General features: G+C 72.3%; 18 protein-coding genes. 10 read left to right on the top strand and 8 right to left on the bottom strand.

Annotated elements, in window-relative coordinates:
- Window positions 1-45: 45 nt before the first annotated feature.
- The 3 genes from ACZ4WV_RS33480 to hrcA form a co-directional block, all read right to left on the bottom strand.
- Entirely contained in the window at window positions 46-795 is a 750-nt protein-coding gene (locus tag ACZ4WV_RS33480; RefSeq protein ID WP_465752549.1) for a 16S rRNA (uracil(1498)-N(3))-methyltransferase, read from the bottom strand.
- 83 nt (window positions 796-878) lie between these two features.
- A complete protein-coding gene (gene dnaJ / locus ACZ4WV_RS33475) occupies window positions 879-2,021 on the bottom strand; it encodes a molecular chaperone DnaJ (RefSeq protein WP_465752547.1) in 1,143 nt (380 codons plus the stop codon).
- Window positions 2,022-2,094: 73 nt separating this feature from the next.
- Window positions 2,095-3,129, bottom strand: a complete 1,035-nt coding sequence (gene hrcA, locus ACZ4WV_RS33470; RefSeq protein WP_465752545.1) for a heat-inducible transcriptional repressor HrcA — start codon at window positions 3,127-3,129, stop codon at window positions 2,095-2,097.
- Window positions 3,130-3,440: 311 nt separating this feature from the next.
- Here hrcA and htpX point away from each other — a divergent pair, with 311 nt between their 5' ends.
- Genes htpX through ACZ4WV_RS33455 form a run of 3 tightly spaced genes read left to right on the top strand, consistent with a single transcriptional unit; the run spans window position 3,441 to window position 5,860 of the window.
- Window positions 3,441-4,361: a zinc metalloprotease HtpX gene (htpX, locus tag ACZ4WV_RS33465; protein ID WP_465752541.1), complete on the top strand. Its 921-nt coding sequence runs from the start codon at window positions 3,441-3,443 to the stop codon at window positions 4,359-4,361.
- Between the two features lie 49 nt (window positions 4,362-4,410).
- Entirely contained in the window at window positions 4,411-4,995 is a 585-nt protein-coding gene (pspAB, locus tag ACZ4WV_RS33460) for a PspA-associated protein PspAB (protein WP_465752539.1), read from the top strand.
- A gap of 31 nt (window positions 4,996-5,026) precedes the next feature.
- Window positions 5,027-5,860 (top strand): DUF3097 domain-containing protein, encoded by an 834-nt coding sequence (locus ACZ4WV_RS33455; protein WP_465752537.1) that lies wholly within the window; start codon window positions 5,027-5,029, stop codon window positions 5,858-5,860.
- Here ACZ4WV_RS33455 and ACZ4WV_RS33450 read toward each other — a convergent pair.
- Genes ACZ4WV_RS33450 through ACZ4WV_RS33440 form a run of 3 tightly spaced genes read right to left on the bottom strand, consistent with a single transcriptional unit; the run spans window position 5,851 to window position 9,659 of the window.
- Complete coding sequence (locus ACZ4WV_RS33450; protein ID WP_465752535.1) at window positions 5,851-6,408, bottom strand: Uma2 family endonuclease; 558 nt, start codon at window positions 6,406-6,408, stop codon at window positions 5,851-5,853. The genes ACZ4WV_RS33455 and ACZ4WV_RS33450 overlap by 10 nt on opposite strands.
- A 40-nt stretch (window positions 6,409-6,448) precedes the next feature.
- Complete coding sequence (gene hemW / locus ACZ4WV_RS33445; protein WP_465752533.1) at window positions 6,449-7,678, bottom strand: radical SAM family heme chaperone HemW; 1,230 nt, start codon at window positions 7,676-7,678, stop codon at window positions 6,449-6,451.
- Between the two features lie 58 nt (window positions 7,679-7,736).
- Complete coding sequence (locus ACZ4WV_RS33440) at window positions 7,737-9,659, bottom strand: AMP-dependent synthetase/ligase (protein ID WP_465752531.1); 1,923 nt, start codon at window positions 9,657-9,659, stop codon at window positions 7,737-7,739.
- Between the two features lie 347 nt (window positions 9,660-10,006).
- Between ACZ4WV_RS33440 and ACZ4WV_RS33435 the strand changes: the two genes are divergently transcribed.
- The 4 genes from ACZ4WV_RS33435 to ACZ4WV_RS33420 all read left to right on the top strand — a co-directional run bounded on the left by ACZ4WV_RS33435 (window position 10,007) and on the right by ACZ4WV_RS33420 (window position 16,085).
- Window positions 10,007-11,740 (top strand): ABC transporter ATP-binding protein, encoded by a 1,734-nt coding sequence (locus tag ACZ4WV_RS33435; RefSeq protein ID WP_465752529.1) that lies wholly within the window; start codon window positions 10,007-10,009, stop codon window positions 11,738-11,740.
- Window positions 11,741-11,931: 191 nt separating this feature from the next.
- Window positions 11,932-13,830, top strand: a complete 1,899-nt coding sequence (locus ACZ4WV_RS33430; protein WP_465752578.1) for an ABC transporter ATP-binding protein — start codon at window positions 11,932-11,934, stop codon at window positions 13,828-13,830.
- Window positions 13,831-13,915: 85 nt separating this feature from the next.
- Entirely contained in the window at window positions 13,916-14,869 is a 954-nt protein-coding gene (gene sigJ, locus ACZ4WV_RS33425) for an RNA polymerase sigma factor SigJ (RefSeq protein ID WP_465752527.1), read from the top strand.
- A 130-nt stretch (window positions 14,870-14,999) separates the two neighbouring features.
- Complete coding sequence (locus ACZ4WV_RS33420) at window positions 15,000-16,085, top strand: NAD(P)/FAD-dependent oxidoreductase (RefSeq protein ID WP_465752525.1); 1,086 nt, start codon at window positions 15,000-15,002, stop codon at window positions 16,083-16,085.
- Window positions 16,086-16,197: 112 nt separating this feature from the next.
- Here the strand turns inward: ACZ4WV_RS33420 and lepA are convergent, their stop codons facing one another.
- On the bottom strand, window positions 16,198-18,066 hold the full coding sequence (gene lepA, locus ACZ4WV_RS33415; RefSeq protein ID WP_465752524.1) for a translation elongation factor 4: 1,869 nt from the start codon (window positions 18,064-18,066) through the stop codon (window positions 16,198-16,200).
- Window positions 18,067-18,266: 200 nt separating this feature from the next.
- Here lepA and ACZ4WV_RS33410 point away from each other — a divergent pair, with 200 nt between their 5' ends.
- A complete protein-coding gene (locus tag ACZ4WV_RS33410) occupies window positions 18,267-18,572 on the top strand; it encodes an antibiotic biosynthesis monooxygenase family protein (RefSeq protein WP_465752522.1) in 306 nt (101 codons plus the stop codon).
- Window positions 18,573-18,820: 248 nt separating this feature from the next.
- On the top strand, window positions 18,821-19,087 hold the full coding sequence (gene rpsT, locus ACZ4WV_RS33405) for a 30S ribosomal protein S20 (RefSeq protein WP_313763725.1): 267 nt from the start codon (window positions 18,821-18,823) through the stop codon (window positions 19,085-19,087).
- 376 nt (window positions 19,088-19,463) lie between these two features.
- Here rpsT and holA read toward each other — a convergent pair whose 3' ends face one another.
- A complete protein-coding gene (gene holA, locus ACZ4WV_RS33400) occupies window positions 19,464-20,462 on the bottom strand; it encodes a DNA polymerase III subunit delta (protein WP_465752520.1) in 999 nt (332 codons plus the stop codon).
- Window positions 20,463-20,582: 120 nt separating this feature from the next.
- Between holA and ACZ4WV_RS33395 the strand changes: the two genes are divergently transcribed.
- A complete protein-coding gene (locus tag ACZ4WV_RS33395) occupies window positions 20,583-20,876 on the top strand; it encodes a hypothetical protein (RefSeq protein WP_465752518.1) in 294 nt (97 codons plus the stop codon).
- The last annotated feature ends 268 nt before the right edge of the window (window positions 20,877-21,144 follow it).

Raw genomic sequence — 21,144 nt, 5'->3', positions numbered from 1 at the left:
CAACTCCCGCCCGGCGCAGGGTGGCCCGGCCGCGCGCTTTGAGGTCTAGGCCCAGCGGCCGGTGCGCCCCAGCAGCAGGGCGCCGGCGGCGACGCCCGCGGTGGAGGTGCGCAGCACCGACGGACCCAGCCGGTACGGCTTCGCGCCCGCCTCGGCGAAGGCGGCCAACTCCTCCGGGGAGACCCCGCCCTCCGGGCCGACCACCAGCACGATGTCCCCCGCCTCCGGCAGGGCGGCGTGCGCCAGCGGCTCGGCGCCCTCCTCGTGCAGCACGGCGGCCAGCGCGGACTGCGCCAGCAGCGGGGCCAGCTGCCTGGTGGTCATCGGCTCGCGCACCTCGGGGAAGCGCAGCCGGCGGGACTGCTTGCCGGCCTCCCGGGCGGTGGCCCGCCACTTGGCGAGCGCCTTGGCGCCGCGGTCGCCCTTCCACTGGGTGATGCAGCGCGAGGCCGCCCAGGGGATCACCACGTCCACGCCGACCTCGGTCATGGTCTCCACCGCCAGCTCGCCGCGGTCGCCCTTGGGCAGCGCCTGGACGACGACGATCCGCGGCGCCGGTTCCGGCTCCCGGCGCACGGCGGCCACCGTGACGTCGATCGCGTCCTTGCCGAGCACCTCGGCGACCGTCCCGTCCACGCCGAGACCCAGGCCGTCCGCGAGGGTCACCGCCTCGCCGGCCTCCAGCCGCTTCACCGCGGCCGCGTGCCGCCCCTCCGCCCCGTCCAGGCGCACCAGCGCCCCGGGCGCGGCGGCGGCGATCCGCTCGGTCTCGACGACGAAGACGGGGGCGGTCATGGGGTGGTCCTCCGGAGGGGTGGGCGGATGGGCAACGCGAAGGGGGTGCCGGGATCGGACCCCGGCACCCCCTTCCGGACGGCTCACCGGCCGTTGAAGGCGTCCTTCAGGCGCGAGAACAGGCCCTGCTGCCCCGGCGCGAACTGGCCGGACGGGCGCTCCTCGCCGCGCAGCACGGCGAGCCGGCGCAGCAGCTCCTCCTGCTCGGGGTCGAGCTTGGTGGGCGTCTGCACCTCGACGTGCACTATCAGGTCGCCCCGGCCGCCGCCGCGCAGGTGGGTGATGCCCCGGGCGTGCAGCGGGATCGACTGGCCGGACTGGGTGCCGGGCCGGATGTCGACCTCCTCCAGCCCGTCCAGGGTCTGCAGCGGCACCTGGGTGCCGAGCGCGGCGGCCGTCATCGGGATGGTGACGGTGCAGTGCAGGTCGTCCCCGCGCCGCTGGAAGACGGTGTGGGTGGTCTCGGCGATCTCGACGTACAGGTCGCCGGCCGGGCCGCCGCCGGGACCGACCTCGCCCTCGCCGGCCAGCTGGATGCGGGTGCCGTTGTCGACACCGGCCGGGATCTTGACGGTCAGGGTGCGGCGGGCGCGGACCCGGCCGTCGCCGGCGCACTCGGGGCACGGGGTCGGCACGACGGTGCCGAAGCCCTGGCACTGGGGGCAGGGGCGGGAGGTCATGACCTGCCCCAGGAACGAGCGGGTGACCTGGGAGACCTCGCCCTTGCCGCGGCACATGTCGCAGGTCTGCGCGGAGGTGCCGGGGGCCGCGCCCTCGCCGCTGCAGGTGGTGCAGGTGACGGCGGTGTCGACCTGGAGTTCCTTGGTGGTGCCGAAGGCGGCCTCCTCCAGGGTGATCTCCAGCCGGATCATGGCGTCCTGGCCGCGGCGGGTGCGCGAGCGCGGGCCGCGCTGGCCGGCCGCGGCGCCGAAGAAGGCGTCCATGATGTCGGAGAAGCCGAAGCCCGCCGCGCCGGCGCCGAAGCCGCCCGCGCCACCGCCGCCGCCCGGCGACAGCGGGTCCCCGCCGAGGTCGTAGACCTGGCGCTTCTGCGGATCGGAGAGCACCTCGTAGGCGGCGTTGATCTCCTTGAACCGCTCCTGCGTCTTCGGGTCCGGGTTGACGTCCGGGTGCAGTTCGCGTGCCAGGCGCCGGAACGCCTTCTTGATCTCGTCCTGCCCCGCATCCCGTCGGACGCCGAGTACCGCGTAGTAGTCCGTGGCCACCAAATGCTCCGCTTGTTCCGCCTGTAGTAGTGCGACTGGACACCACCGCCAGAGGTCTGACGGTGGCTGCTTGCTACGACTCGGCCAGGATCTGCCCCACGTACCGTGCCACCGCTCGAACCGCCCCCATTGTGCCCGGGTAGTCCATCCGGGTCGGACCGATCACACCCAGTTTGGCCACGCTCTCCTCGCCCGAACCGTAGCCGACCGACACGACCGAGGTGGAATTCAGCCCCTCGTAGGCGTTCTCGCGCCCGATCCGGACCGTCATCGCGGCGTCCGTGGTCTCACCCAGGAGGCGGAGCAGGACGACCTGCTCCTCCAGGGCCTCCAGCACCGGCTGGATGGTGAGCGGGAAGTCGTGCCCGAGGCGGGTCAGGTTGGCCGTGCCGGCCAGCATGATCCGCTCCTCGTTCTGCTCGGCCAACGCCTCGAACAGGGTCGCCAGGACCGTGCTGACGGTCGGCCGGTCGATCTGCTCGAAGGTGGCCGGAAGGTCCTCCAGCAGGCCCGGGACGTCCGGCAGCCGCTGGCCGGCGGCGCGCGCGTTGATCCGCGCCCGCAGGTCGGCCAGGAGCGTCTCGCCGACCGTGCCCGGGCAGTCGACCATCCGCTGCTCGACCCGGCCGGTGTTGGTGATCAGGACCAGCATCACCTTGGCCGGGGCGAGCGCCACCAGCTCGATGTGCCGGACGGTGGAACGGGTCAGCGAGGGGTACTGCACCACGGCGACCTGCCGGGTGAGCTGCGCGAGCAGCCGCACCGTACGGGCCACCACGTCGTCCAGGTCGACGGCGCCGTCCAGGAAGTGCCGGATCGCCCGGCGCTCCGGGGCGCTCATCGGCTTGACCTCGGCGAGCTTGTCGACGAACAGCCGGTAGCCCTTGTCGGTGGGGATGCGCCCGGCGCTGGTGTGCGGCTGGTGGATGTAGCCCTCCTCCTCCAGCGCCGCCATGTCGTTGCGCACGGTGGCCGGGGAGACCCCGAGGTTGTGCCGCTCCACCAGGGCCTTGGAGCCGACCGGCTCCTCGGTGCCGACGTAGTCCTGGACGATCGCGCGCAGCACGGCGAGCTTGCGGTCGTCCAGCTGGCGGACCTCACCGGCCATGGGGCACGCACCTCCGTCTTCGCACGTTGTCCGTCTGTGATGCTGCGGGCCGCTCGGGCAGGGACCCCGACCCTGGCACTCTGCGCACACGAGTGCCAGAACCGTACCTGCCAGTGTAAGGCCCGGGTCCTACCGCAGGAACGGCCCGGCCGGGGTGATCCTGCCCGCAGTTCGGGGGCGCGGTTCCGGGGCGGCGCCGGAGCGCGGTGCCGGAGCGCCGACCCGGCCGCCGCAACTCGCGGCGCGGGGGTGGTGCCCCGGGGCCGTCCGGGTGGCAGCATCGAAAGCGACGGCGATCGGAGGAGCAAGCAATGTCGAGCTCGGGCCAGCACACCCGCTTCGCACCCGACCGCGGCCTGACCAGCCGCATGGTCGCGACGATGTTCGTGATCGGGCTGCTGTACGTCGGTTTCACGGGTCTGCTGATCGCGCTGCTGCGCGGGGCCTGGCCGCTGATCGTCCTGATCTCCGGCGGGCTGTTCGTGGCCCAGTTCTGGTTCAGCGACAAGATCACCGAACGGGCGATGGGCGCCCGTCCGGTGAGCGAGGAGCAGTTCCCCCAGCTGCACGGCACCATCGACCGGCTCTGCGCCCTGGCCGACATGCCCAAGCCCCGCGTGGCGGTCGCCGACAACGACATGCCGAACGCCTTCGCCACCGGCCGCAACCCGCAGAACGCCGTGGTCTGCGTGACCACCGGCCTGCTGCGCCGGCTCGAACCGGAGGAACTGGAGGGCGTCCTCGCGCACGAGCTGTCGCACGTCGCCCACCGGGACGTCGCGGTGATGACCATCGCCGGCTTCCTCGGCGTGCTCGCCGGGGCGATGACCCGGATCGCCGTGTACGGCGGCTTCATGGGCGGCGGGCGCAACAACAACGACCAGAACGCGGCCATCGTGGCGCTGATCATCCCGCTGGTGTCGATGGTCGTCTACGCGATCAGCTTCCTGCTCACCCGGCTGCTCTCGCGCTACCGCGAGCTGGCCGCCGACCGGGCCGCCGCCCAGCTCACCGGCCGGCCCAGCGCCCTGGCCTCCGCCCTGACGAAGGTGACCGGGCAGATCGCCGCCATCCCCACCGAGGACCTGCGCAAGTCGCAGCCGTACAACGCCTTCTACTTCGCCCCCGCGCTGAGCGCCCGGGAGACCGCCTCGCAGCTGTTCTCCACCCACCCGACGCTGGAGAAGCGGCTGGCGCAGCTGGCGAAGATCTCCGAGCAGCTCGGCCGCTGAGCCCTCCCGCCCGGAGCCGCTGAGCCCCTCCCGCCTCGAAAGGACCGCCGTGGGAATCCTGGACGCCCTGTTCGGCCGCAGCAAGCCCGTCAAGCCCGACCTCGACCAGCTGTTCGGCGTGCCGTCCGCCGCGCTCACCCTGGAGGCCGGGGCCGCCTTCACCCCCACCGGGCTCGGTTCGGTCTGCTTCGCGGCCGTCGAGGGCGCGGCCTTCGTCCAGGTCGAACAGCAGGTCCGGGCGCTGCTGGACGCCGACACCGAACGCGGCGGCGTGCCGGTGGAGGCCTCCAAGGACGGCTACGGCTACTCCTGGCTGCTCGCCCGGCACGCCCCCGAGGAACTGCCCGAGCTGGTCAACGACCTTCACGCCGTCAACAGCGAGCTGGAGGCGAACGGCTTCGGCCCCCAGCTGCTCTGCTCGCTGGTGGGCTTCCGCAATCCGGAGGGCCAGTCGCTGGCCCTGGTCTACCTCTACAAGCGGGGTTCGTTCTACCCGTTCGCCCCGATGCCCGGCGGCGGCGAGCGGCGCAACAGTCCGCTGGAGCTGCAGGTCAACGCGATGCTGGGGAACGACCTGCGGCTGGAGAAGGACCTGAGCCGCTGGTTCCCGCTCTGGGGCGCGCCGGGGCTCTGACGGCCCGTCCGCCGTCCCTATGATCACCCGTATGCGCAGCCGCCCGTACGGACCCGACCTCACCCCGCCGTGGAAGAGGCAGACCCCTGCCCCGGAGGTGCCCGCCGAGCCGGACCTGGTGGTCGAGGAGGCCGCCACGGGCTTCTGCGGGGCAGTGGTGCGCTGCGAGAAGACCGCCGAGGGGTTCACCGTCACCCTGGAGGACCGCTTCGGCAAGCACCGGGTGTTCCCGATGGTCCCGCGCGGCTTCCTGCTGGAGGGCCGGGTGGTGACCCTGGTCCGCCCCGCCGGCCCGGCGCCCGCCCGCGCGCCCGGCCGCACGGCCTCCGGCTCGATCGCCGTGCCCGGCGCGCGGGCCCGGGTCGCCCGCGAGTCCCGGATCTACGTGGAGGGCCGGCACGACGCCGAACTGGTCGAGCGGGTCTGGGGCGACGACCTGCGGATCGAGGGCGTGGTCGTGGAGTACCTGCGGGGCGTCGACGACCTGCCCGCGATCGTCGCCGACTTCGCCCCCGGCCCCGGCCGCCGCCTCGGCGTCCTGGTCGACCACCTGCTCCCCGGCACCAAGGAACACCGCATCGCCGCGCAGGTCACCGGCGACTCGGTACTGGTCGTCGGCCACCCCTACATCGACATCTGGCAGGCCGTGAAGCCCGCCTCCGTCGGCATCCCGGGCTGGCCCGCCGTCCCCCGGGGTGAGGACTGGAAGGAGGGCACCTGCCGCCGCCTCGGCTGGCCGGTGGACACCCCGGCGGCCTGGAAGCACATCCTGTCGAGGGTGGACTCCTACAAGGACCTGGAGCCCGAACTGCTGGGTCGCGTCGAGGAGCTGATCGACTTCGTGACGCTGCCGGATCAGGCGTAGGTCTGGAACTCCGAGGTGTCGAGCGCGATGCCGAGCAGATCCAACGGAATGGGCTCGCCGAACTTGGTGGTGCGCTCCACCGTGTAGTCCGGAAGCCCGGAGACGCTCACCCGGGTCGGCTCGGACAGGAGCACGCAGACAGCCTTGATCGGATCGACGACCAAGTACACGGGAATCGCGCCCTCGGCGTACAACTCTCGCTTGGTCCGGTAGTCGCGCAGGACGCTGGTCTTGGAGACGACCTCGACCACCAACGTGAGGACGGGCGCGGGGACCAAGCGGCCGGGGCCCTCGAAGGCGTCCCGCTCGAACACGACCAGATCCGGCTGGGGCTCGCTCGTCAACCCGGGGAGATCGATGTCCTGGGTGGTCAAGCGGTGCCACCGCGCCCGGGGAAGCTGGTCTCGAATGGATTCGACGATGATGTTGTGGACCATGTCCGGCCCGGCCATCATCACGATTTCCCCCCTGATGAGCTCGGCTTTGAAGCCTTCGGGGACCTCCAGGTTCTCGAAGATCCCCGTCACCCGGTCATCGATGGCGGTCATTGCGCGCTCCCTCCGACGGCTGACACCACGTTAACGACACTCAGTCCACTAGGTCACGCACGACGGCGTCCGCCAGCAGCCTCCCCTGGAGGGTCAGCGCGGCGCGGCCGGCCAGGTACGGCTCGGGGGCGAGGAGGCCGTCCGCCAGGGCCCGGTCGGCGGCCTTGCGGCCGGTGTCGGTGAGCAGTTCCAGCGGGACGCCCTCGGACAGGCGCAGTTCCAGCAGGACGCGCTCGACCCGGCGGTCCTCGGCGCTCAGCAGTTCGCGGCCCAGCGCCGGGGTGCGGCGCTCGGCGAGCGCCTGGGCGTAGGCGGCGGGGTGCTTGGCGTTCCACCAGCGGACGCCGCCGACGTGGCTGTGGGCACCGGGGCCGGCGCCCCACCAGTCGGCTCCGGTCCAGTAGAGCTCGTTGTGGCGGCAGCGGGCTTCCGGGGTGGTGGCCCAGTTGGAGACCTCGTACCAGGAGTAGCCGGCCGCGCTGAGCGCCTGCTCGGCGATGAGGTAGCGGTCGGCGTGCACGTCGTCGTCGATCATCGGCAGTTCGCCGCGCTTGACCCGCGCGGCCAGCCGGGTGCCCTCCTCGACGATCAGCGAGTACGCCGAGACGTGGTCCGGCCCGGCACCGATGGCCGCGTCCAGGGAGGCCCGCCAGTCGTCGTCGGACTCGCCGGGCGTGCCGTAGATCAGGTCGAGGTTGACGTGCTCGAAGCCGGCCGCGCGGGCCTCGGCCACGCAGGCCTCGGGGCGGCCCGGGGTGTGGTGGCGGTCGAGCAGTCGCAGGACGTGCGGGCGGGCGCTCTGCATGCCGAAGGAGATCCGGTTGTAGCCGCCTGCGCGCAGCTCGGCCAGGTACGCCGCGTCGACGGACTCCGGGTTGGCCTCGGTGGTGATCTCCGCGTCGGGGTCGAGCCCGAACTCATCGCGCAGCGCGGCGAGCATCTTCACCAGGTCGCGGGCCGGCAGCAGGGTCGGGGTGCCGCCGCCGAGGAAGACGGTGCGCACCGGGAGGTCGGTGTCTCCCAGCACCTCGCGGGCCAGCCGGATCTCGGCGACCACGTTGTCGGCGTAGGTCTCCTGGGAGGCGACGGCGCCGGAAGCGCGCAGCTCGGTGGCCGTGTAGGTGTTGAAGTCGCAGTAGCCGCAGCGGCTGGCGCAGTACGGCACGTGGAGGTAGAAGCCGAACGGCCGGGAGCCCAGCCCGGAGAGGGCGTGCGCGGGCAGGGAACCGTCGGACGGCACCGGTTCGCCGTCGGGGAGTGCGGAGGGCATGACCCCATTGTCCCGTACGGCCCGCCGGAACCGGCGGGCCGTACCGCAGCGGTGCCGCTCAGGCCTCGTTGGCGCCCGCGTACATGGCGGTCACCGCGTCCGCGTAGGTCCGCTCGACCACCGGGCGCTTGATCTTCAGGCTCGGAGTGAGCTCGCCGTGCTCGATGTCCAGGTCGCGCGGCAGCAGGTGGAACTTCTTGATCGTCTGCCAGCGCTGGAGGTCGGCGTTGACGCGCTGCACGAAGCCCTCGATCAGCCGGCGCACGGCGGGCTCCTCGGCCAGCTCGGCGTAGCTCTTGCCGGCCAGGCCGTGCTCGGCGGCCCACGGCATCAGCACCGACTCGTCCAGGCCGATCAGCGCGGTGCAGTAGTTGCGGCCGTTGCCGATCACCAGGATGTTGCTGACGAACGGGCAGACGGCCTTGAACTTGCCCTCGACCTCGCTGGGCGCCACGTACTTGCCGCCGGAGGTCTTGAACAAGTCCTTCTTGCGGTCGGTGATCCGCAGGAAGCCGTCGGCGCTCAGCTCGCCGATGTCCTCGGTGTGGAACCAGCCGTCCGGCTCCAGCACCTCGGCCGTCTTCTCCGGCAGGTTGTGGTAGCCGCGCATGATGCCCGGGCCGCGCAGCAGGATCTCGCCGTCCTCGGCGATCCGCACCTCGGTGCCGGGCAGCGGGCGGCCCACCGTGCCGATCCGGACGTCCTCCTCGCGGTTGACGCAGGACCCGGCGCTGGTCTCGGAGAGCCCGTAGCCCTCCAGGATGGGCACCCCGGCGCCGAGGAAGAAGTAGCCGATCTCGGGGGCCAGCGCGGCGCTGCCGGAGACGGCTCCGCGCAGCCGGCCGCCGAAGGCCGCCCGGATCTTGGCGTAGACCAGCTTGTCGGCCAGCGCGTGCTGCACCCGCAGTCCCAGCGGGGCGCTGCCGACGCCGGTGGCGATCCGGTTCTCCTGGACGACCCGGGCGTGGTCGCGGGCGACCTTGGCCGCCCACATGAAGATCTTGTACTTGGCGCCGCCCTCGGCCCGGGCCCGGCCGGCGATGCCGTTGTACACCTTCTCGAAGATCCGCGGCGCGGAGGCCATGATGGTCGGCCGGATGGCCGGCAGGTTGTGGATGATCCGGTCGACCCGGCCGTCCACCGCCATCACGTGGCCGGTCGCGATCTGCCCCGAGATCAGCGTCTTGCCGAACACGTGCGACAGCGGCAGCCACATGAACTGGACGTCGTCGGAGCGCAGCAGCCCGCTGGCCTCCTGCGCCCGGCCCTCGTACGCCCAGCAGTCGTGCACCAGGCGCACGCCCTTGGGGCGGCCGGTGGTGCCGGAGGTGTAGATGAGCGTGGCCAGCTGCTCCTTGTCGAGCGCGGCGACGGCCTTCTCGATCGCGTCCGGGTGCTGCTCCAGGTACTCGGCGCCGCGCTGCTCCAGCTGGGCGAGGGTGAGCAGCTCCAGCCCGGCCGTCTCGGGGGCCTCGGCGGGGGCGTCGAAGAGGACGACGGTGCGCAGCTCGGGCAGCTGCTCGATCTGCTCGACGGCCTTGGCCAGCTGGGCGGCGTTCTCCGCGAACAGCGCCTTGGAGCCGGAGTCGGAGAGGATGAAGGCGGTCTCGTCCGCGTTGGTGCTGGGGTAGACCGTGGTGATGGCGGCGCCCGCGCACATGGCCCCGAGGTCGGCGATGATCCATTCCAGCCGGGTGGAGGAGGCCAGCGCGACCCGGTCCTCCGCCTGGATGCCGAGCGCCATCAGGCCGGCCGCCACCGCCTTGACCCGTACGGCGGTCTGCGCCCAGGTCAGCGAACGCCACTGCTCGGCGCCCGGGGCGCCGTCCGCGGCGTGCTCGTCCACCGGGGCGGGGTGGCGGTAGGCCTCCGCGTTCGGGGTCGCGGCGACGCGCTCCAGGAACAGGTGGGCGACGGAGGCGGGACGCCCGGCGACGATGTCGGCACTGCCGGAGTCGATCAGGGATTGCGCGGAACTCAACGAGGACCTCCGGGGGCGGGTGGCCGTCTGAGGGATTGCGGCGTCCGTGGGGGCGGTCGCCGGGGCCCCGGTTCACCTGAGCGGTACCGGTCAGTAACAAGGGCGTAGTCAGCAGCCTAGGGGGAAACCGGTCATTCCGTAAGGGGGCGGGCCCAGCCGGCACGGCGTCCCGGCGCCCGTGCCCGCGCCGGACGCCCCGCACACGCCCCGTCCGCCGCCCGGTGCGTGGGACGCCTTGGCAAAGGCCCGGCAAACCTCAGCCGGACAGCCCCCGAATCGCCTGTGGCACGACACGGAACAACGAGAATTGGGGTGCGAACCCGACCGGCGACGACAAGAGTGTGCCAGTGCTGATCAGACTGCTCCGGGCGTACCTGCGCCCCTATTCCCGACCGATCACCTTGCTGGTGGTACTCCAGCTGGTGTCCACCCTCGCGGCGCTGTACCTGCCCACACTCAACGCCGACATCATCGACAAGGGCGTGGTCAAGGGCGACACCGGCTACATCCTGCGCCTGGGGGCGGTGATGATCGGCGTCACCCTCGTCCAGGCGCTCTGCTCGATCGGCGCCGTCTACCTCGGCGCCCGCACGGCGATGGCCTTCGGCCGCGACGTCCGCGCCGCCGTCTTCGACCGGGTGCAGAGCTTCTCCGCCCGCGAGGTCGGCGAGTTCGGCGCGCCCTCCCTGATCACCCGGACCACCAACGACGTCCAGCAGGTCCAGATGCTGGCCCTGATGAGCTTCACCCTGATGGTGGCCGCGCCGATCATGTGCGTCGGCGGCATCATCATGGCGCTCAACCAGGACGTCCCGCTGTCCGGCCTGCTGCTCGCCGTCATCCCCGCGCTCGGCGTCGTCGTCACCCTGCTGGTGCGGGCGCTGCGGCCCAAGTTCCGCAGCATGCAGAAGAAGATCGACACCGTGAACCGGGTGCTGCGCGAGCAGATCACCGGCATCCGGGTGATCCGCGCCTTCGTCAAGGACGGCCACGAGCAGGCCCGCTTCGCCGACGCCAACGAGGACCTCACCCAGGTCGCCCGGGCCGTCGGCCGGCTGATGTCCATGATGTTCCCGGCCGTGATGCTCGTCGTGAACGTCTCCAGCGTCGCGGTGCTCTGGTTCGGCGCCCACCGCATCGAGAGCCACGACATGGAGATCGGCGCGCTCACCGCGTTCCTCTCCTACCTGATGCAGATCCTGATGAGCGTCATGATGGCCACCTTCATGTTCATGATGGTGCCGCGCGCCGAGGTCTGCGCCGAACGCGTCCAGGAGGTCCTCGCCACCTCCTCCAGCGTCGTCCCGCCCGCCGCGCCGATCACCGAGGTGCTGCGCCGCGGGAACCTGGAACTGCGCGACGTCGAGTTCCGCTACCCCGGCGCCGAGGCCCCGGTGCTGCGCGGCATCGACCTCACCGCCCGCCCCGGCGAGACCACCGCCATCATCGGCTCCACCGGCAGCGGCAAGTCCACCCTGCTCGGCCTCGTGCCCCGGCTCTTCGACGCCACCGGGGGCCGGGTCCTGCTCGACGGCGTCGACGTGCGCGAACTGGCCCCCGAGACGATCGCCGAGACCGTCGGCATCGTCCCCCAGAAGCCGTACCTGTTCTCCGGCACCGTCGCCAGCAACCTGCGCTACGGCCGGCCCGACGCCACCGACGAGGAACTCTGGCACGCCCTGGAGGTCGCCCAGGCCAAGGAGTTCGTCGAGAAGCTGACCGAAGGCCTGGACGCCCCGATCGCCCAGGGCGGCAGCAACGTCTCCGGCGGCCAGCGCCAGCGCCTGGCCATCGCCCGCGCCCTGGTCCGCAAGCCGGGCGTCTACCTCTTCGACGACTCCTTCTCGGCACTCGACTACGCTACCGACGCCAGACTGCGCAAGGCCCTCTCCCGCGAGACCGCCGACGCCACCGTCCTGATCGTCGCCCAGCGCGTGTCCACCATCCGCGACGCCGACCGGATCATCGTCCTCGACGAAGGCGCCGTCGTCGGCACCGGAACCCACCACGAACTGATGGCCGACAACCCGACATACCGGGAGATCGTGCTCTCCCAGCTCACCGAGCAGGAGGCGGCGTGACCAGCCCCGGAAACCCCTCCGGAATCCCGTCCGCGAAGCTGACCGGCGCCCCGGCCGGAAAGCTGCCCGGCGCGCCCTCCGCAAAGCCCTCCGCACCCTCCGCAAAGCCGTCCGGCGAACCGGAGGACAGCCTCCCCAGCGACTCCCAGGCCGCCGCCGCCCGCCGCGGCCCGGCCGGCCCTGGACGCTTCATGGGCGGCCAGGGCGCCGAGAAGTCGATGGACTTCAAGGGCTCCGGCAAGCGCGTGCTCGGCCTGCTGCGCCCCGAGCGCAAACTGCTGATCGGCGTCCTGGTACTCGGCGTGCTCGGCATCGGCTGCGCCGTCACCGGCCCCAAGATCCTCGGCGACGCCACCGACCTGATCTTCGCCGGCGTCATCGGCGCCCGCTTCCAGCCCGGCACCTCCAAGGCCGACGTCATCGCCGGACTGCGCGCCCACGGCGAAGGCGGCGTCGCCGACCTGCTCTCCGCCGTCGACTTCACCCCCGGCCACGGCATGGACTTCGACGCCATCGGCTCCGTCCTGCTCTGGGTGCTCGGCATCTACGTCGCCTCCGCCGTCTTCGGCATCTTCCAGGGCCGCCTCGCCACCCACGCGATCCAGTCGGCCAGCTACCGGCTGCGCCAGGACGTCGAGGCGAAACTGGCCCGGCTGCCACTGAGCTACTTCGACAAGCAGCCGCGCGGCGAAGTGCTCAGCCGGGTCACCAACGACATCGACAACATCGGCCAGTCCATGCAGCAGACCATGGGACAGGTAGTCAACTCGCTGCTCACCGTGGTCGGTGTGCTGGCGATGATGTTCTGGATCTCCCCGCTGCTCGCCGTGATCGCACTGGTCTCGGTCCCGCTGTCGGTGGTCGTCGCCGCCAAGGTCGGCAAGCGGGCCCAGCCCCAGTTCGTCCAGCAGTGGAAGTCCACCGGCCAACTCAACGCCCACATCGAGGAGATGTACACCGGCCACGCCCTGGTCAAGGTGTTCGGCCGGCAGCGCGAGTCCGCCGAAACCTTCCGGGAGCACAACGAGGCGCTCTACCAGGCCAGCTTCCGGGCCCAGTTCATCTCCGGGATCATCCAGCCCGCGATGATGCTCATCGGCAACCTGCAGTACGTGCTGGTCGCCGTCGTCGGCGGCCTGCGGGTCGCCAGCGGCGCGCTCTCCATCGGCGACGTGCAGGCCTTCATCCAGTACTCCCGGCAGTTCAGCCAGCCGCTCACCCAGGTCGCCAGCATGGCCAACCTGGTGCAGTCCGGAGTCGCCTCCGCCGAGCGCGTCTTCGAACTGCTCGACGCCCCCGAACAGAGCCCCGAGCCGGCCATGCCCGAGAAGCCGGACGCGGTCCGCGGCCGGGTCGCCTTCCAGGACGTGTCCTTCCGCTACGACCCGGACAAGCCGCTCATCGAGGACCTCTCGCTCAAGGTCGAACCCGGGCAGACCGTGGCCATCGTCGGCCCCACCGGCGCCGGCAAGACCACCATGGTCAACCTGCTGATGCGGTTCTACGAGGTCAGCGGCGGGCGGATCACCCTGGACGGAGTCGACATCGCCGCGATGTCCCGCGAGGACCTGCGCTCCGGCATCGGCATGGTGCTCCAGGACACCTGGCTGTTCGGCGGCACCATCGCCGACAACATCGCCTACGGCGCCCAGGGCGCCACCCGGGAGCAGGTCGTCGAGGCCGCCAAGGCCGCCCACGTCGACCGCTTCGTCCGCACCCTGCCGGACGGCTACGACACCGTCATCGACGACGAGGGCACCGGCGTCAGCGCGGGCGAGAAGCAGCTGATCACCATCGCCCGAGCCTTCCTCGCCCAGCCGTCCATCCTGGTCCTGGACGAGGCGACCAGCTCGGTCGACACCCGCACCGAGGTGCTGATCCAGCGGGCCATGGCCCGGCTGCGCACCGGCCGCACCAGCTTCGTGATCGCCCACCGGCTCTCCACCATCCGGGACGCCGACGTGATCCTGGTGATGGAGAACGGCTCCATCGTGGAACAGGGCTCGCACGACGAGCTGATCGCCGCCGACGGCGCCTACGCCCGGCTCTACCAGGCGCAGTTCGCGGAAGCCGTGGCCGAGGTCGACTGACCCGGCCGACACTGCGAAGAGCCGGGCCGGGACCCACCCGACCCGGCTCTACGCATCCCCCGCGGCCTTCGCTACCGTGACTGCCGTGACCGCCCAGCCCAGCGACGACGAACAGGCCCCGGACGCGTTCGAGACGAACCGCCGCTACCTGGGCTCGGTCGCCTACCGGCTGCTCGGCTCCTTCACCGACGCCGAGGACGTCCTCCAGGACGCCTGGCTGCGCTGGCAGGCCGCCGACCACGCCGCCGTCGCCGACCCGCGCGCCTTCCTCACCACCGTGGTCACCCGGCTCTGCTACGACCAGCTCGGCTCCGCCCGGGCCCGCCGCGAGGCCTACTACGGCGAATGGCTGCCGGAGCCGTCCGTCACCTACGCGAGCGGCCCCGACTCCCCCGACGAACTGGCCGAACGCGGCGAGGCCGTCTCGCTCGCCCTGCTCGCCGTACTGGAGCAGCTCACCCCGGCCGAACGGGCCGCCTTCGTGCTGCACGACGTGTTCTCGGTCGGCTTCGAGGACATCGCCGCTTCCCTGGACCGCACCCCTGACGCCACCCGACAGCTCGCCTCCCGGGCCCGCCGCCGGGTGCGCTCCGGCGCCGGGCCGACCGGCGACACCCGCCCGACCGGCGACACCCGCCCGACCGGCGGCACCGACCCGGCCGAACACCGCAGGGCCGTCGAGGCCTTCGCCTCCGCCAGCACCCGGGGCGACATCCTCGGGCTGATGGAGATCCTCGACCCCGACGTGGTCTGGCACTCCGACGGCGGCGGCATCGTCCGGGCCGGGGTCCGCCCGATCCACGGCGTCGACCGGGTGGCCCGCATGGTGGCCGGACTGGTCGCCAAGTGGTTCACCCCCGACGTGGCGACCGGCCACGCGCTGGTCAACGGCGAACCCGGCCTGGTCTGGTACGACCGGACCACCGGCGCCGTCGGCGGCGTGCTGGCCTTCACCGTGGCCGACGGGCGGATCACCGAGGCGTACGTCGTGGTCAACCCGGAGAAGCTCGGCCGGATCAGCCCGGTCACCGCCCCCTGACACCCGCCGACGACATGTGACGCGGATCACCGTCACATCCCGGCCTGCCACGTCGTCCCCCTCCCGAACAGCGCTCCACAGGAGCCGGACGGCGCCCCGCCGGGGCGCCCTCGCGAGGAGGCGGGACCAGATGAGCAGCAGCACCCCCGACAGCGGCAAGCGGATCGTCGTCCTGGGCGCCGGGTACGCCGGACTCAACGCGGCCAAGGGCGCCGCCCGGCGCCGGACCGTCACCCTCGTCGCCCCCGAGGAGCGGCTCCTGCACCGCATCCGCCAGCACGAGACGGCGGCCGGCCGCGGCCGCGACTGGCCCGCCATCGGCGAACTCGCGCGCGGCCGCCGGATCCGGCACCACCGGGCCCGGGCCGTCGAACTCGACCTGGCCGGCCGCACCGTCGCACTGGACGACGGCACCACCCTCGGCTACGACACCCTGGTCTACGCGCTCGGCAGCCGCACCGCCTGGCACGACGTCCCCGGGGCCGTCGAGCACGCCCACCCCGTGGAGCACGCCGCCGACGTACGGCGGCTGATCCGCGAAGCCCACCGCCCCGGCACCCTCGCCGTCGTCGGCGGCGGCGCCACCGGCATCGAGCTGGCCGCCGAACTCGCCGAGGCCCACCCCGACTGGCGGGTGCGGATCGTCTCGGCCGGGCAGGTCGGCGGCATCTACTCGCCCAAGGGCCGTGCCCACGTCCGGCGCGTCCTCGACCGCCTCGGCGTCGAGATCCACGAGGAGACCACCGTCACCGAGGTCACCCCGGACGGGCCGCGCACCACCGCCGGGCCGATCGCGGCCGACCTCACGATGTGGACCGCCTCGATGGAACCGCACCCGCTGGCCGCCCGGGCCGGACTGGCCGTGGACGACCGCGGCCGGGCCCTCGTCGACGACCACCTGCGGTCGGTCTCGCACCCGGACGTCCACGTGGTCGGCGACGCCGCCGCCGTCACCGTCCCCGGCATCGGCACCCTCCGGATGGCCTGCGCCACCGCCCTGCCGCAGGGGCGCTACGTCGGCAGGCTGCTCGACGGGCGCACCGCGAAGCCGTTCTCGTTCCGGTACGTCGTGCACTGCCTGAGCCTCGGCCGCCGGGACGGGCTGCTCCAGCTGGTCCACCCGGACGACTCCATGAAGCCCACCGTGTTCACCGGCACCGCCGGGCGGCTGGCCAAGGCCGCGATCGTCGGCGTCGTGTTCGGCACGCTGAGGTAGCCGAATCGACCCACGGCCCGTCGGCGGACGCGGCAGGGCTCACGGCCCGGCCCGGCGGCGGACGCGGCAGGGCCCGGGCGGTTGCCCGGGCCCTTCCTGGTGCCGCTCGCGGCTACTTCTTCTCCTTCGGCGCCTCGGCGTCGGTGGACAGCGCGGCGATGAAGGCCTCCTGCGGGACCTCCACGCGGCCGACCATCTTCATCCGCTTCTTGCCTTCCTTCTGCTTCTCCAGCAGCTTCCGCTTGCGGGAGATGTCACCGCCGTAGCACTTGGCGAGGACGTCCTTGCGGATCGCGCGGACCGTCTCGCGAGCGATCACCCGGGAGCCGATGGCGGCCTGGATCGGCACCTCGAACTGCTGGCGGGGGATGAGCTTCTGCAGCTTGCCGGCCATCATCACGCCGTAGCTGTAGGCCTTGTCCTTGTGCACGATCGCGGAGAAGGCGTCCACCGCGTCACCGTGCAGCAGGATGTCGACCTTGACCAGGCTGGCGCTCTGCTCGCCGATGGGCTCGTAGTCGAGCGAGGCGTAGCCGCGGGTCTTGGACTTCAGCTGGTCGAAGAAGTCGAAGACGATCTCCGCGAGCGGCAGGGTGTAGCGCAGCTCGACGCGGTCCTCGGACAGGTAGTCCATGCCCTGCAGGTTGCCGCGGCGGGACTGGCAGAGCTCCATGATCGCGCCGACGAACTCGTTGGGCGCCAGGATGGTGCCGCGCACCACCGGCTCGTACACCTCGGCGATCTTGCCGGTGGGGAACTCGCTCGGGTTGGTGACGGTGTGCTCGGTGCCGTCCTCCATGATCACCCGATAGACCACGTTCGGGGCGGTGGAGATCAGGTCGAGGTTGAACTCGCGCTCCAGGCGCTCCCGGATGATCTCCAGGTGCAGCAGGCCGAGGAAGCCGCAGCGGTAGCCGAAGCCCAGCGCGACCGAGGTCTCCGGCTCGTACACCAAGGCGGCGTCGTTGAGGCGCAGCTTGTCCAGGGCGTCGCGCAGCAGCGGGTAGTCCGAACCGTCCAGCGGGTAGAGGCCGGAGAACACCATCGGGCGCGGGTCCTTGTAACCGCCGAGCGGCTCGGTGGCGCCCTTGGTCTGGGAGGTGATCGTGTCACCGACCTTGGACTGCCGGACGTCCTTCACACCGGTGATGATGTAGCCCACCTCGCCGACGCCCAGGCCGTCGGCGACCTTCGGCTCGGGCGAGATGACGCCGATCTCCAGCAGCTCGTGGGTCGCGCCGGTGGACATCATCGCGATGCGCTCGCGCTTGTTCAGCTGGCCGTCCACGACACGGACGTAGGTGACCACGCCGCGGTAGGCGTCGTACACCGAGTCGAAGATCATCGCGCGGGCCGGGGCCTGCGCGACGCCGACCGGGGCCGGGACGGTGTTGACGATGTGGTCCAGCAGGTCCTCGACGCCCAGACCGGTCTTGGCGCTGACCTTGAGCACGTCGGCGGAGTCGCAGCCGATGATGTGGGCGATCTCCTCGGCGTACTTCTCCGGCTGGGCGGCCGGGAGGTCGATCTTGTTGAGCACCGGGACGATCGTGAGGTCGTTCTCCAGCGCCAGGTACAGGTTGGCGAGGGTCTGCGCCTCGATGCCCTGGGCCGCGTCGACCACCAGGATGGTGCCCTCGCAGGCCGCCAGGGAACGGGACACCTCGTACGTGAAGTCCACGTGGCCCGGGGTGTCGATCATGTTGAGGATGTGCGTCGTCCCGGCGTTCGGCCCCGTCCTGGGAGCCCACGGGAGGCGGACCGCCTGCGACTTGATGGTGATGCCGCGCTCACGCTCGATGTCCATGCGGTCGAGGTACTGGGCGCGCATCTGCCGCGGGTCGACGACGCCGGTGATCTGCAGCATCCGGTCTGCGAGCGTCGACTTGCCGTGGTCGATGTGGGCGATGATGCAGAAGTTGCGGATCAGCGCCGGGTCGGTGCGGCTGGGCTGGGGCACATTGCTGGGGGTCGCGGGCACCTTGGTCCGATTCTCCGTTGGTCCGGGGCCGGGGGTGTCCGGATCATCGCTGACCGGCTATCCCGGGGACCGGACGGTCTCGTCCGATCGAAATAGTCCTTCCCATCTTCCCACGGACTCGACACGGGACGCCGTTCGGGACCTCGGAGCCTTCCGGCCCGTGCTTGCGCGGCGGCGGGACGGCCCTCCATGCTCCCGCCATGATCCTGGAAAGCGCCCTGCTCGACGTCCTGCCCGGCCAGGAAGACGAGTTCCTCGCCGCCTTCGCCGAGGCCCGTCCGCTCATCGCCGTCCAACGCGGGTTCCGCTCGCTGGAACTGCGGCGCTGCGTCGACGAGGGGCGCGGCTCGCGCTTCCTGCTCCAGGTGGAGTGGGAGACGCTCGCCGACCACACGGAGGGGTTCCGCGGCTCGCCCGAGTACCAGCGGTGGCGGGAGCTGCTGCACCGCTACTACCGGCCGTTCCCCGTGGTCGAGCACTACGGGGAGCCGGTGCTGAGCGCCTGACGCGGCCGGGGGGCGGGTTCGGGGCGGGCCTGGGGTCGGGGGCCGGGCCGGGCCCGTTTTGGGCGGGGTTCGAGGGGTGCGTGAGAGGTCCGGTTTGGGGCGGGCGGCGGGCCTTTGGTAGCGTGGGCTGCTGCACCTGGCCTCGGCATGCCCTCTCAGCTGGACCGACGGCCTCCAGTGTGCAACCCCTCCCCGGCCCCGGTCGGGGGGGACACCCGTGATCCTTTTAGACAGACTGAGGCTCCTTCGTGGCGAACATCAAGTCCCAGATCAAGCGCAACAAGACCAACGAGAAGGCGCGCCTGCGCAACAAGGCCGTCAAGTCCTCGCTGAAGACCGCTCTGCGCAAGGCCCGTGAGGCCGCTGCCGCCGGCGAGACCGAGAAGGCCGTCGTGCTGGCCCGCGCCGCCTCCAAGGCGCTCGACAAGGCCGTGAGCAAGGGCGTCATCCACGCCAACCAGGCCGCCAACAAGAAGTCGGCCATCACCAAGCGCGTCAACGCCGCCCAGGCCTGACGCCCCCAGGGGCTTCGGCCCCCCACCGCCGCGGGGTGACCCGGCCCTCTACCCGGAACCCCGAGGCGTGCGAGACTCGCACCGCACGCGGCCTGCGTTCGCCACGCGGGTGCGGTGCACACCAGCTGTACGGCAGGCGCCGCAGCCGGCCTCTTCCCCAGAGGCCGACTGCGGCGCCTGTCGCGTTTCGGGGTCCGGCCGCCATGGCCGATCTGGCTGCTCTGCCCGCTCTGTCCGGTCGGGCGCGACCGAGGTGCGCTGGAGGCGTCCGCACCGCGCTGCGGGCCGACACCGGGGGAGCCGGCCGTTCGATGCGCAAGGGATGCGGGGGCACCGGGTGACCGGTCCGCCCCCCTCCCTCCCCCTCACCGGACCGTCAGTACGCGGGGCGGGAGCCGGCCCGGGCGGCGCGGGCCACGGCGACCACCGCGCGCTCCAGGGCGAAGGCCGGATCGTCCGAGCCGCCCTTGACGGCGGCGTCGGCCTGGGCGATCGCGGTCAGCGCGGTCGCCACCGCGTCGCCGGTCCAGCCGCGCATCTGCTGGCGGACCCGGTCCACCTTCCACGGCGGCATGCCCAACTCGCGGGCCAGGTCGGCCGGACGCAGGTTCCGCCCGGCCGTCGCCAGCCGCCCGATGCTGCGCACACCGGAGGCCAGCGCGTAGGTGATTCCGGTCGGCGGCTGGCCGACGGCCAGCGCCCAGCGCAGCCGCTCCAGTGCCTCCGCAGCCCGGCCGGTGACCGCCAGGTCGGCCACCTCGAAACCGGTCGCCTCGGCCCGGCCGCTGTAGTAGCGGGCCACCACCGTCTCGTCGATGGTGCCCTCGACGTCCGAGGTCAACTGACTGCACGCGGCCGCCAGCTCGCGCAGGTCACTGCCGAGGGCGTCCAGCAGCGCCTGACAGGCCTCCGGGGTCGCGGAGCGGCCCAGCGTGCGGAACTCGCCCTTGACGAAGGCCAGCCGCTCGCTCGCTTTGGTCAGCTTGGCGCAGGCCACCTCCCGCCCACCCGCCTTGCGGCCGGCGTCCAGCAGACCCTTGCCCTTGGCGCCGCCGGCATGCACCAGCACCATGATCACTTCTTCGGCCGGGTCCTCGATGTACGCCTTGACCTCCTTCACCGAGTCGGCGGAGAGGTCCTGGGCGGCCCGGACCACGATCACCTTGCGCTCGGCGAACAGGGACGGCGTGGTCAGCTCGGCCAGGCTGCCGGGCTGCAGGCCACCGGGCGGCAGGTCCCGCACATCGGTGTCCGGGTCCGCCGCCTTCGCCGCGGCCACCACCTGGGCCACCGCGCGGTCCAGCAGCAGCTCCTCCTGGCCGACCGCGAGGGTCAGCGGGGCGAGCAGGTCGTCGGGTGCACTCTTCCTGGCCATCGCCTACCAGCATCCCACGCGCCGCGGACACTCCCGCCCGGGGCCGCGGTCCCTGCGCCCGACCCCGCCGCCCCCCACCCGGCCCGGCTGAGGGCACGGTCAGACCTGGACAATGGTCCGGTGACCGAGAACCACACCACCGACCTCCCGGACGTCAGCGACCCCTTCGTCCGCCAGCTGCTCGTCCTGCCCGACCGCGACGCCGCCGACGAGGCCGCCGGGGAGCTCAACGCCGAGCACCCGGGCCTCGGCGAACCGGAGATCGTCCGCGACGCCCTGGCCGGCGAGGACGACGCCGAGGACGCCCAGTGGCTCGTCGTCCTCGACCCCCCTGCCGATGGCTGGACGGCCGCCCTGCTCCACGCCCTCGACGCCTTGGCCACCTCCCACGAGGGCTGGCGCGAGGAGGCCTGACACCCCAAGCGGCCGCCGGTGGCGCCCCCAAGCGTCAGCCGCGCGCCCGACTGCCGGGCGTCCGCCCACAACCGCACGAGCCACGGCCACACGGGCACGTCAGGCGGCGCGTGGCGTGCCCTTCCCGGTAGCGGGGGGGGGGGGGGGGGGGGGGGGGGGGGGGGGGGGGGGGGGGGGGGGGGGGGGGGGGGGGGGGGGGGGGGGGAGGGGGGAGGGAGGGGGGGGGGGGGGGGGGAGGGAGCGAGGGGGAGTGGCGGCGGACGGCTGA

The organism is Kitasatospora sp. NPDC029312 (assembly GCF_055569215.1).
The sequence above is the reverse complement of the archived record's forward strand: the minus strand, read 5'-3'. Positions and strand labels throughout refer to the sequence as shown.

Excerpts from the sequence above, each read along its gene's own strand:
- ACZ4WV_RS33450 (WP_465752535.1), bottom strand. The coding sequence starts at position 6,408 with ATGACCGCCATCGATGACCGGGTGACGGGGATCTTCGAGAACCTGGAG.
- hemW (WP_465752533.1), bottom strand. The coding sequence starts at position 7,678 with ATGCCCTCCGCACTCCCCGACGGCGAACCGGTGCCGTCCGACGGTTCC.
- ACZ4WV_RS33480 (WP_465752549.1), bottom strand. The coding sequence starts at position 795 with ATGACCGCCCCCGTCTTCGTCGTCGAGACCGAGCGGATCGCCGCCGCC.
- hrcA (WP_465752545.1), bottom strand. The coding sequence starts at position 3,129 with ATGGCCGGTGAGGTCCGCCAGCTGGACGACCGCAAGCTCGCCGTGCTG.
- ACZ4WV_RS33455 (WP_465752537.1), top strand. The coding sequence starts at position 5,027 with ATGCGCAGCCGCCCGTACGGACCCGACCTCACCCCGCCGTGGAAGAGG.
- ACZ4WV_RS33410 (WP_465752522.1), top strand. The coding sequence starts at position 18,267 with ATGATCCTGGAAAGCGCCCTGCTCGACGTCCTGCCCGGCCAGGAAGAC.
- htpX (WP_465752541.1), top strand. The coding sequence starts at position 3,441 with ATGTCGAGCTCGGGCCAGCACACCCGCTTCGCACCCGACCGCGGCCTG.
- ACZ4WV_RS33430 (WP_465752578.1), top strand. The coding sequence starts at position 11,932 with ATGGGCGGCCAGGGCGCCGAGAAGTCGATGGACTTCAAGGGCTCCGGC.
- holA (WP_465752520.1), bottom strand. The coding sequence starts at position 20,462 with ATGGCCAGGAAGAGTGCACCCGACGACCTGCTCGCCCCGCTGACCCTC.
- ACZ4WV_RS33420 (WP_465752525.1), top strand. The coding sequence starts at position 15,000 with ATGAGCAGCAGCACCCCCGACAGCGGCAAGCGGATCGTCGTCCTGGGC.